The organism is Hallerella sp., assembly GCF_022776125.1.
Classification (GTDB): domain Bacteria; phylum Fibrobacterota; class Fibrobacteria; order Fibrobacterales; family Fibrobacteraceae; genus Hallerella; species Hallerella succinigenes.
This window is the reverse complement of the sequence record NZ_JALFIA010000062.1, coordinates 1-12246: the sequence shown is the minus strand read 5'-3', so window position 1 is coordinate 12246 and position 12246 is coordinate 1. Positions and strand designations below refer to the sequence as shown.

Annotated in this window: 5 protein-coding genes and 1 pseudogene; 3 read left to right on the top strand and 3 right to left on the bottom strand. The window is 48.8% G+C overall.

What is annotated here, in order from left to right:
* A partial coding sequence (locus MR847_RS07855; protein ID WP_287723454.1) for an ATP-binding protein occupies window positions 1-879 on the bottom strand: 879 nt, incomplete at its 3' end.
* An 840-nt stretch (window positions 880-1719) separates the two neighbouring features.
* Window positions 1720-2982, bottom strand: a pseudogene (locus MR847_RS07850) (type I restriction-modification system subunit M); the annotation flags it as partial.
* 87 nt (window positions 2983-3069) lie between these two features.
* Here MR847_RS07850 and MR847_RS07845 point away from each other — a divergent pair.
* Window positions 3070-4455, top strand: coding sequence for an MATE family efflux transporter (locus tag MR847_RS07845; protein WP_287723452.1), 1386 nt, complete (start codon window positions 3070-3072; stop codon window positions 4453-4455).
* 349 nt (window positions 4456-4804) lie between these two features.
* Window positions 4805-7780, top strand: a complete 2976-nt coding sequence (locus MR847_RS07840; protein WP_287723451.1) for a type IA DNA topoisomerase — start codon at window positions 4805-4807, stop codon at window positions 7778-7780.
* 65 nt (window positions 7781-7845) lie between these two features.
* Here the strand turns inward: MR847_RS07840 and MR847_RS07835 are convergent, their stop codons facing one another.
* A complete protein-coding gene (locus MR847_RS07835) occupies window positions 7846-9909 on the bottom strand; it encodes a family 43 glycosylhydrolase (RefSeq protein WP_287723450.1) in 2064 nt (687 codons plus the stop codon).
* Between the two features lie 384 nt (window positions 9910-10293).
* On the opposite strand from MR847_RS07835, the gene htpG reads away from it, so the two are divergent.
* Entirely contained in the window at window positions 10294-12177 is a 1884-nt protein-coding gene (htpG, locus tag MR847_RS07830; protein WP_287723449.1) for a molecular chaperone HtpG, read from the top strand.
* The last annotated feature ends 69 nt before the right edge of the window (window positions 12178-12246 follow it).

The following is a 12246-nucleotide window of genomic DNA, read 5'->3' as shown; positions in this document are numbered from 1 at the left end:
GCCGTTCAGCCCCAAGCCCACATTGGGGTCGGAACATTTGAGGCAATTGTTGGTAATCATGGAGTTCGAAAGCCACATGAAGGTATTCTCGTAGGTGTTTTCTGTGTTGATGCCGGATTCAATTCTGGAGAGACTTACGCGCTTCTCGTGCTTGGAGAGGAATGCGGGAATCTGCAGGAATGTGGAAAGGACCTTTGACTTGTATGCACCCTTGATTTTTTGGATATCCTTCTTGTAGAGGGCGATAATGCTGCGTTTGCGCCTGTCGCTGTATTTAAAACTGAACGTGTGTTCCAGAAATTCGACGATGGACTGGGGCATCCCACCGATAAGCATGTATTGCTTGAACAGTTGCATGGCGTCGTTGTGCAGGTTACGCTCAAGTGCTTCTCCTTTGTCGAAACATTCCCGGATGTAGTCGCAGATGGTGGGCTTTCCGAGTGCCTCACAGAACTCCTCGAAGTCCATCGGATACATTTGGATAGATGTTTCTTCCGATGGAATGGTAATGTCCTTGACGTTTTCGTTGATGGAAATGAGTGAACCTGTCTCGATGTAGTCGAAGCGCCCGTCCTTGACAAGTTTCTTGATGCTTTGTCGGGCCTTTGGAAATTTTTGTACTTCGTCAAAAATGATTACGGAGTCACGGGGATGGAGCGTAATGCCGTAGGTGTAAGAGAGCGTGGTAAAGAAACTGTTGAGGTCGCTCATCTTGTCGAACGCTTTCTTGACAGAAGCCTCGCAGTCGTTGAAGTCGATAAGGATATACGACTTGTATTCGTGCTGAGCGAATGTTTCTACGATGGTGCTCTTGCCAATTCGTCGGGCCCCTTCGATGAGGAGGGCTTCGCTGATGAGAATATAAATAAATGTTGCCAAAAACGCAAAGTACTATGCATCAAAATATTGCTAAAAGCGCAATACTCTCCATTTTGGCCGTCACTGGATAAAATCGTTTTTTTGGCTGATTTTACGGGTTGGATTATAAAATTTTCTTTAAAAATGGCCGAAATTTCAAAAAAAAAAAAAAAAAAAAAAAAAATGATAATGTTTTTTATTTACATTTAGAGATGTGAAATATATAATGGATGAAGATTCCGACTAGATCTCGTGGGATGAATACAGAAAGGCTTTTGCAGCAGAGCCTAGTTCTGATTTCTAATTATGTTGCCTATTATAAAATTCTTGTGAATGTGTATTGTAAGGGTTTTGGGCATTTTCCATTAGTGCTCCTTTCCGGCATGTTTTTTTTGCGATTGCGTGGATTTTGGTAGCGAAGGGGTTCCGTCATTGGCAAGAAAACTGGGACGTTCTGTCAAAAGGTTGCACAGGAGAACCCCTCCGTAAACCCGTTCGTGTTGTTCCTGGTCATTTTTATGCTTTCTGTATTGGGAATAGTGACTTTTGGTAACCTCTAAAAATTAACCTCAAAAAAAGCACTTTACATACAAATTCTGTCTATTCCTTGGATAATTCCTGAATGAGCCTTTTGCCGAATTGATGGAAGCATAGGCTTTTTGACGTCCTAAATAAAATATCTGCTTCACTTCGGAAACAAATGAGGAACTTATATTCGGCTCATTCAATTTTACCTTGTTGTCACTTTTTTTTCGCATATCCACCCCTCACCTTACCCAAACAGCTTTGCAATACGCTTGTTTACAGACTTGTCCAGGTCCACAAATTCCTTGGCAAGTTGCTTGCCTTGGGTTCCATGCACTTTTTCTTGCTCTTGTTCTTGGACAGGATCCAAATGTAAGTGGCAATGCCCGTGTTATAGAAGAGGTCAGTGGGCAAAGCAATAATCGCCTCAATCAAATCCTTTTCAAGCAACCAACGCCTAATCTGGGATTCACCACTGGATGTTCCACCCGTAAACAGTGGGGAACCGTTTTCGATAATCGCTGCTCGGCCACAGGTGTCATCCATCTTGTTCACGGCGGACTGGATAAACAGAAGCTGCATATCGCCAGTGGCAGGCAAGTAGCCCGAACCCCAACGGCTGCCCACCTTGTTCTTTTCCTTGTTGACGGCTTCTTCCACACCTTCCGCGGCATCCTTACCGCCCCACGGCTGGCCAAAGGGAGGATTCTCGACCATGAAACGCATCTTGGTATCAGGAAAGCAATCTGCCTTCATGGTGTCCTGCAAGCGAATGTTCTCCGCATTCTGCCCCTTGATGAGCATTTCTGCAAGACAAATTGCGTAAGATTCGGGGTTCACTTCCTGGCCAAAGAGACGAACGTTTGCAGACGGATTGAAGCGCTTGATAAAGTTTTCGGTGGTAGAAAGCATGCCGCCAGTTCCACAAGCCTGGTCGCAAGCGGTAATGACTTTACCTTCTTCGAAAATGTCGTCGCATCCTTCGGCCAAGAGGATGTTCACCATGGTCTTGATGATATCACGACCCGTGTAGTGGTCACCCGCTTCTGCATTTTCCGAGAATCTACGAATCAGGTCTTCGAAAATATATCCCATCTTGACATTGTCGATGGTCTTGGGGTTCAAATCCAGCTCGGAAAATTTCTTGACGATTCCAAAGAGACGGTTATGCTTGTCCATCTTGTCTATCTGCTTCTCGAAATCAAGACCAGCAGAATTGCTCATGATGATTTCCTGCACATTCGGGGAAAATGCGTTCAGGTAACTCTTGAAGTTGGAAGCGATATTCTCGGAATCGTTCAACAGCTCTGCCAGGTCAAATTCGCTGGTGTTATAGAACTGGAACCCAGAAATCTTGCACATGGCCTTGTAGGGGTAATTCTTGTTCTGCTTGAACTGCTTGATAACCTTATCCTTGGTTGCAGCCAACGCGCACTCAAATCTGCGGATAATCACCATCGGGATAATCACGTCTTTGTACTTGTCGCTCTGGTATGGCCCACGGAGGGTATTTGCGATACTCCAGATGAAGTTCACTTCGGTAGAAACATCTATCGGGGAATCGTCATAAGCAGCGTCAATAATCTTATTCTTGGCCATGGGAAAATCCTTGTATAACGAATCAAAATATAATAACCCAAAATCACATACCCATCCAATCGGGCTCAATTTCTATCTTTGACATCGATGACAGATCTTCGTTCTTCCAAGCTGCAAGCTTTTGGTTCAGCAAGCATCCCCAAGCTTGTCCTGATGTTCTCCGTTCCCGCGATTATCAGCATGTGCGTGAACGCCTTTTACAATATCGTTGACCGTTACTTTGTCGGTCAGGGAGTCGGGGCGCTCGGCATTGCGGGAATTACACTCTGCTTCCCCATCATGCTCTTTATTATGGCGATGTCCATGATCATTGGGGTGGGCGGCAATACGCTCTTTGCGATTCGCCTCGGCGAAAAAAAGTACCAGCAGGCAAGCATCATTCTGAACAACTCGTTCGTGCTGCTGATTATTATGGCGGTCAGCGCCTTTGCCCTCGGCGAAATCTTTATGGATCCGCTGCTCCGCGTTTTCGGGGCGAGCGACCAAACGCTACCCGTCGCCTCTTCGTACATGCGGATTATTCTTCTCGGAGCCGTATTCCAAACGATCGCGCCGGGCATGAACCACTTTATCCGTTCCATGGGGCATCCCAAAACGGCCATGCTCCGCGATATCGTGGGCGCACTTACGAACGTATTTTTGGACTGGCTTTTTATTATCCAGTTCCACTGGGGAATCGAAGGCGCTGCCTGGGCGACGATTTCGTCCCAGCTCGTGAGCAGCTTGCTCATTATGCATTTCTTCATCAAAAAATCGACGCCGATCAAAATCAACCGTAGGCATTTGCATTTGCACTTTCCCTACGTGCGAAAGATCTTTATTCTCGGATTCCCGCCCGCGATCATGCAGATCTGCAACAGCCTCATGAACGCGATACTCGCCTGGAGCCTTTCGACCTACGGCAACAAGAGCCTGCAACCGACCGCTTCGATGACAGGCGGCGACATTGCGATTTCTGCATTCGGGATCATCAACAGTGTAGTTTCGATCGCTGTTTTACCGCTGATGGGGTTTGTGCAGGGAACGCAACCGATTCTCGGCTACAATTACGGAGCAAAGCTTTTTGACCGCGTGCGTGGAACGCTCAAGTTCGCCTATATCTACAGCGTCGCCTTTATGATTATTGCCTGGGCGGCAATCCAGTGGAAGGCCGAAGTTTTTGTGGCGCCTTTTGCACCTGGCGATCTGAACATGCAGACCGTGACCGCGTGGGGCATGCGCGTGTTTACCAAGGCGCTCCCCTTTGTGCCTCTTGGCATGGTTGCGGGAAACTTCTTCCAGGGTACGGGAAAAGCGGGGCTTTCCATGTTCCAGAACGCGTGCCGTCAGGTAATCATGCTGATTCCGTTTTTGATCGTGATGCCGCTTTTTTTTGATTTGCAAGGCGTGTTCATGGCACAGCCGATGGCCGATGTCGGCGCTGCGATTACGGGCCTTTTACTGCTTCGTTGGCACCTGAAAAAGATGGAATAACATACGGCAAAGGCTTCGAGAAATAAGTCATCCATCCAGATTTGCCATTTTAAGCAACTCAGCATACTCGTAAAGTATGCAAAATTTCGCAAAACAGAACGGCAAATGCGAAAGATTGTCCACTTTTCAATCCAACGACCCGTTTTTAAAATCCGTCATGAACAACGATCGCATTTTCTTGAAGCCCCTTTTTTAATATTGCAAGAATCTTTTGCGGCATGAATTCTCCAAACGGATTCGACACCCCTGCTTTTGTCGATTTTGCAATGGAGTTATGGCACGGGGGAACACGTCTTTGGGATTGCTTCGCCTCAAAGCTAACTCAAGTAAAAAATGTATCTTTCCGCGCATGATTCTCCTTGTAGCCGAAAAACCTTCTGTCGCAAACCAGCATTACCGCCCAATGCTCGAACGGTTGGAGGGCGAAAAATTCACACAGGGAGACGGTTGCCTGATCGGTCAAAACCATTGCATTACCTGGTGCGTGGGCCATTTGATTACGCTTGCCCCGTTAGACGCTTACCCCGGTTACGAAGGAGCGTGGCGCCTTTCTAATTTGCCGCTTTTACCCGAAAAGTTCCGCTTAATGGAAATTGAAAGCACCAAAAAACAGTTGAACGTGGTGCGTTCCATGATGGAAAAGGCAGACGTTCTGGTGAACGGCGCCGATGCGGGCCGTGAAGGGAACCTGATTTTTGATTTGGTGCTAGATTTTACGCCGGCGTTCAAACAAAAGAAGATTATGCGCCTTTGGGTGAACAGCTACGTCGCCAAGGATCTCGACAACGCTTGGAAGCACTTGGAAGATGCGACCGAAAGATTAAACCTGAGTTACGCAGCAAGACTTCGCCAGCGCGCTGACTGGATGGTCGGTTTAAACGCGACGCGCGCTTACACGCTTACCGCAGGCCGCGGCAAAATGATCTCTGTCGGACGCGTTCAAACGCCGACATTAAACCTTGTCGTGGAACGTGACACGATCGTGGAACAATTCAAGGAACTTTTTTACTACGGCGTACTCGGAACGTGGAAAGGCTTTGGAGCGCAACTTCTGCGCGACGACAAAGTCGCCGTTTTCGAAAAGGAAGAGCAGGCGCAAGCCGTGGTCGATAAATGTTCACCACCCGAAAACGCGACGATTTCTAGGCTTGATATTCAGCAAAAAAAGCAGTTCCCGCAAAAGCCTTTTGATTTGACCGAACTTCAAAAGGAAGGCAACAAGCGCTTTAAATGCAGCGCAAAACAAGTTCTCGACTGTGCCCAGAACCTGTACGAAAAAAAACTTCTCACCTACCCGCGTACCGATTCCGCATACTTGCCGGATACGATGAAGGGAGAAGCTTACGCCTTGGCGCAAAGGCTCGCCTCGCCGGAACAGCAAAAGCTGATGCGAGACGCAAGTGAAAACTTTGTCTTCATCAATTCGAGCAAGGTCACAGACCACTTCGCAATCATTCCCACGGGAGAAGATCCGCAGGGCCTTCCCGAAATGGAACAGAAGATTTACGAGCTCGCCAAGGAACGCTTTATTCAGGCATGGTTCAAACCGTACATCTGGAGCGAAATGGAAGTTCTGCTCCAATGCCCCGAAGAAGAAAGCGAAACTTTCCGCTTAAAACTCAAGCGCAACGAAGACCTGGGCTTTCGCGCAATCGTCAAGGACGAAAAGGAAAAAAAGAAGAAGTCCTCGAAAAAAGGCGATAATTCCGATTCTGCAGACGATGACGACTCTAACGACGTCACGAATCTCGTCGAAGAATTCCCGCTGTGGAACCTGGGCGACAAGGCTCCCTTCGACAGCGTGGAACTTCAAAAAAAGAAGAAGAGCAAACCAAAGTATTATACGGAAGCGACTTTGCTCGCCGCTATGAAAACCGCAGGCAAGCAGGTCGAAAACGAAGAACTCGCCGAAGCGATGAAGGACCGCGGTCTCGGCACTCCGGCAACGCAAGCGGGCATTATCGAAACGCTCAAAAAGCGCGGATTCATTGAAGCACAAAAGAATTACCTCGTCAGCACCCAGCGCGGGCGCGAAGTCATTTCGCTGATGGACGAAAAGGTCAAATCCCCGGAAATGACCGGCGAATGGGAATATCAGCTTTCCCAGGTCGAAAAGGGGAACCTTTCCCCGGTGGAATTCCGCGACGGCATCATCGAATACGTCAAATCGCTTTTTACGGAACTGCACGCCAAGTATCAGTGCCAATTTGACAGAGAAACGGTGACAGAAGCGCTTCCCTGTCCCAAGTGCGGAAGCCCGCTCGAAACTTTGCCGTGGGGCTATGTTTGCCAGCAGGAACATTGCGGTTTTAAAGTCGGTCACACAATCGCGGGCCGCATGCTCAGCCATGAAGAAATGAAAGGTCTTCTTTCTTCGGGCAAGTCCGAGCTGATTTCGGGATTCAAAAGCAAAAAAGGTTCCTCATTTAGCGCAACCCTTGTGATGCACGAAGATGGGAACATCGCATTCGATTTTAGCGATAATCCCGACAACCGCCTACCGACAGAATTCAAATGCCCTAAATGCGGTAAAATGCTTTCGGACGCAGGAAACCGCCTTGTCTGCAGCGACGATTGCGACTTTACCTTTTACAAAACGATTGCCAGCCGTATAATGCAGGAATCGGAACTGCAAGAACTTTTCAGAAACGGCACGACCCACGTCCTTTCAGGTTTCCACACCAAAAAAGGTTCAAGCTTTAACGCCAAAATCACCTGGGACAAGGACTTTCACGCCACCTTCGCCTTTGAAAACGACGGACATTTCCACGGAACCGAAACCAAGTACAAATGCCCGATTTGCAAGCACACGCTCGAAGAAAACAAGAACGCTATCTTCTGCTCTGCGGAAAACTGCAAATTCACTCTGTTCAAAACCGTCGCCGGTAAAAAGCTCCGCGTGGGCGATATCAAGGCTCTTCTCACCGATGGAAAAACAGAAGTTTTGCAAGGATTCAAAAGCAAAAAAGGTTCTTCGTTCAATGCGATTTTAAAGCTCGGCGAAGACGGTCGCACGTCTTTTGAATTTCCCCGTCGAAACTTCCCCTGCCCGGTCTGCAACGAACAACTCCGATTCCGAAACGACATTTACGCCTGTCCAAATTCGCACTGCGGTTTCGGCATTCCCAAGGTCTTTTACGGACGAGAACTTTCCGACGAAGAAGTGGAAAAACTTTTGACCGATAAAATTTCGCCGGTCCTCGAACCTTTCCAAAAGAACGAAACCAAGTTCCGTGCCGCGATTGAAATCCGAAACGGCGGAAAACTTGGTTTCTATAAAGAATCCGTTTGTCAACTTTCATCCATGACGGCAAAGCCAAAGTAGCCGCCATGCCAATGCCCTGCATTAGCTAGCCACCAAAAGAAAAGATTCATTTTGTCAACGAAGGTTCATTTCACCTTCACGCGCAAAGCCTTGCTCTGACCGATAGCGCGCACAATGTAAACACCATCTGCAAAGCCCGCATTCTTAAGGGTCGCGAAGAGGTTCGCATCAGCATCTTCAACACGGCCCAAGAATTTACCCGTCACGCCGAAGACATTGTACGAGACATTAGCCTGAGAAGTCAAGCGAACTTCGCGAACAATGGTTGTCGCATTCGGATCGGTGAACTGCAGCCAGTCCACGTTCAGGTAAGGGCCGGTAATCAAGAGCTTGAGCACATGTTCGCCCTTTTTGAGTTCCACGGAGCCCACATCGACAACCTTGTAAGTGGTGAAAACGGAATCCACTTTTTCGAACGACATCGCATCCGTAATCGCCGTGTCATCAACAAACAGCTGCATACCGGCAGTTTCGAACGCAGTCGCGATATTCGCAGTGATATCGTACTTGGCGTCAGCGGCGACATTGATGGTGTATTCGACCCATTCGTTTTCTTGCGTGTAACCGATAGCGTAACCCGAACATGCAGCGTCGCCGCACTTGGAATCGCTAATGTCTACCAAATCTACTTCATCTTCGCGATAAACCTTGCCCTGGTTTTCGCGGTCGTTGTCGTAGAACGATTTATTGTGGCCGCCCTCATCGTAATTTTCAGCCTCAATCTTGCCCGGAATCATCGCGGCAGTGCCCTTGTAAGGCGTCTGCGGAACGGCAGTCTTTTCACTTTCCATATACCAGTAGTCAAAATCGAAACCGCCCTGCTTTACAACAAAGTAAAGGTCGTCGACGCCGGCGGCATCGGTCACGTCGAAGGTATGTTCTTCCCAAGCAGTACTTGCAGGGATATTCATGGACGCAAGGAGAGCGCCGTTTTCGGAACCGGTATGGAGTTCAAGCATACCGCCGCTGCCTCTGGTGCAAACGGTAATGCGGTCGGCACCATCGCCCATGTCAACAGAACGCACCTTGGTGTAGAATCCGCTGTTCATATTGGTAAGGAAAACATTGCCATATTCGGAACCGACATGTTCGATGATGGTGTAGCCATCCGACGTATTGACGGTCATACCGCCAACCCAAGACTTGGTTTCGGCTTCCACGCGCACGAACGGGTCAAGGTTCTTGATAGGCTTCACAACGCCACTGTCGGTCGCGCGGATCGTGGGAATCGTTCCATCGGCATTCCAAGTGAATTCCTCGATGGCGGTAGAACGGCTGAAGCCGCCGCCTTTCACGTTCTTCTGGTTGTGGTAGAAGAAGAAGCTGCGGCCCTTAAAGTCGACAATGCCGGAGTGGACTGTGAACGCGGCACCCGGTTCGCTACTCGGCATAATGACGCCCTTGTAAGTCCAGGGGCCCGTTGGGGAATCACTCCAGGAATAGTCAATGGATTCGGGAATGCCACCGGCGGCATAAATCATGTAATACTTCTTGCCACGCTTGTGAATCCACGGGCCTTCGGTATACTTGCCGTTAAAGGTGCTCATATCGGAGACCTGGATGTCGCTTGCGCATTCAATCATGTTCTCCTTGAGGGGGCAATAATAAAGCTTCGGATTGCCCCAGTAGAGCCAAGCCACGCCATCGTCGTCAATAAATACGGTAGGGTCGATGTAGTCCCAGTTAGGGCCCGCCAGATGCTTGCCGTTCAGGGCATCCTTGAAAGGGCCTTCCTTCTTATCGGACACGGCGACGTTGATGGCGCGGCCACCTTGGGCGGATTCTACGGTCACGTAATAATAGTACTTGTCATTGCGGCGAATGCATTGAGCAGCCCAGTCGCCGTTCTTCTTGGCAGAACCGTTAAAATCACCCGCTTCCAAAATGAGGGTGTTCATATCGGTCCAGTTCACCATATCCGTGGTGCACGATACGCGCCAACCGTGCATCGTGAAGAAGCTGCCGCCCTCATCGTTGCCGGAATACGTGCAAAGCGTATCGCCGAATACGACTGGTGCCGGGTCCGGAGAATAATAGGTCTGGATAAGCGGGTTTTCGGCCATAGCCGAGGTGCAGAATCCAAAACCAACCAAGGCGACAGTCGCCTTAATGCTCTTCGCAAACATCATAATGCATTCCTTTACGCCCTACGGAGCGATTTTCAGGACTCACCATAAAATTTCAACCAACCACTATAAATTAGCTCCCCGAAACGGGCTATAAACCGCCCCAAAAAACACTTCTTATTGATTTTTTATCAACACTTTATCGGGAATATGATCGTTCTAGAACCCTCTATTAAGTCAAATCCAAAAACGTTGCATAATTCCTAATTGATAATTGGATATTCCGAGTGCTTTGGCACGATTCTTGCATTTATAAGCGTGGAATTTGAGCAGTCCTGGGTGAAATTTGCAAAAAGGTCCGTAAAAAGGCATTCGCAATTTCCCAGTTTCTCTTTTTGAAACACGGACTGTTTCATTTTGAAACGTTTTGATTTAATGGAGATAACCATGGCAACTGAAAAGAAAGAATTCCAAACTGAAGTTCAGGATCTTCTTCATTTGATGATCCATTCCCTATACAGCAACAAGGAAATTTTTCTCCGCGAATTGATTTCGAATGCGGCTGACGCCCTCGACAAGCGTCGTTTCCTTTCCCTTTCCGACGCAAAGCTTTTGCCGGAAAATACACAGCTCAAGATCGACCTTTCTGTGAATTCGACAAACAAGACCCTTGTCGTGGAAGACAATGGTATCGGCATGAACAAGGAAGATCTCGTGAGTTGCCTCGGTACGATCGCCCGCAGCGGAACGAAGCACTTTGTGCAGAGCCTCAAGGATTCCGACAAGTCGAGCGTGGATCTGATCGGCCAGTTCGGTGTGGGCTTCTATTCCGCCTTCATGGTCGCGAACAAGGTCGAAGTGCTTTCCCGCAAGGCGGGTGAAGAATCCGGCTACCTCTGGAGTTCCGACGGTACGGGTTCCTATGAAATTTCCGATATGCCGAAGCAGGATGTCGGTACCAAAATCACGCTTTACCTCAAGGACGGCGAAGACTTCCAGGAATTCACCACCGAATGGGGCGTCGAATCCATCGTCCGTAAGTACAGCGAATTCGTTTCTTACGGTATCTACCTGCACCACGAACCGACGAAGAACGATAAGGGCGAAATGGAAACCAAGGAACCGACCCGCTTGAACGACAAGCAGGCTCTTTGGCGCCAGAGCGCAAACGAAATCAAGGAAGAACAGTACAAGGAATTCTATTCCACCGTCGCACACGAAGGCGGCGAACCTCTCGCCTGGAAGCATTCCCATGCCGAAGGTTCCCAGGAATTCTGGACCTTGACCTACATTCCGTCCAAGGCTCCGTTCAACATTTGGCAGAACGACCGCATCAACGGTCTGAAGCTCTACGTGAAGAAAGTCTTCATCATGGATGACTGCAAGGATCTGCTTCCGCCGTGGCTCCGTTTTGTGCGCGGCGTCGTTGACAGCGAAGACCTGCCGCTGAACGTTTCCCGTGAAATTCTCCAGTCGAACAAGATTATCACCACGATCCGCAAGCGCGTCATCAAGGACGTTCTCGACAAGCTCGCCGAAATCAAGAACAAGGACCGTGAAAAGTACGAAGCCTGGTGGAAGGAACTCGGCATGGTTCTCAAGGAAGGCTTCTACATGAACTGGGAACATCTCGATGAACTGAAAAAGCTTACGCTCTTCAAGTCCACGAAGTCCGCCGACAAGTTCACGAGCCTCGAAGAATATGTAAAGAACATGCCTGCCGACCAGAAGGAAATCTACTACCTCATCGGCGAAAACAAGGATTCGATTGCCGCAAGCCCGATCCTCGAAGCTTACAAGAACAAGAACTACGAAGTTCTTCTCCTTTCCGACCCGATCGACGAATTCATGATGAACTCTCTCCAGGAATTCGACGGCAAGAAGTTCCACGACGTCAGTCGCGGCGATGTGGACTTTGAAAAGACCGAAGAAGAAAAGAAGGCGGAAGAAGCTTCCAAGACCGAATACAAAGACCTTTGCACCGACCTCCAAAAAACTCTCGACGCCACCATCAAGGAAGTGCGCGTTTCAAGCCGTCTTAAAGACAGCCCGTGCTGCCTCGTCACCGACGAAGCTGCGATGAGCCGCCACATGGAACGCATGATGTCCGCCATGGGCCAGAGCGTCACCAAGTCCAAGCGCATTTTGGAAATCAACCCGAACCATCCGATTTGCAAGATGCTCAAGGAAAAGATTGCAAAGAAGGAATCCCTCGAAGATTGGCCGAAGGCTCTCTACGGTCAGGCCGTTCTCGCCGAAGGTTCCCAGCTCGAAAATCCGGGTGAATACGTGCAGGCGATCAACAAGCTGCTCACTGCACAGCTTCACTAATTAGACATTTCTTGTCAATGAGCCGTCTTATATTTAAGACGGCTTTTTTTGTACACTTTTCTATTTTTG

Bases quoted from the DNA above. Each gene is read 5' to 3' on its own strand.
- MR847_RS07835 (WP_287723450.1), bottom strand. From the start codon at position 9,909: ATGATGTTTGCGAAGAGCATTAAGGCGACTGTCGCCTTGGTTGGTTTT.
- MR847_RS07840 (WP_287723451.1), top strand. From the start codon at position 4,805: ATGATTCTCCTTGTAGCCGAAAAACCTTCTGTCGCAAACCAGCATTAC.
- MR847_RS07845 (WP_287723452.1), top strand. From the start codon at position 3,070: ATGACAGATCTTCGTTCTTCCAAGCTGCAAGCTTTTGGTTCAGCAAGC.
- htpG (WP_287723449.1), top strand. From the start codon at position 10,294: ATGGCAACTGAAAAGAAAGAATTCCAAACTGAAGTTCAGGATCTTCTT.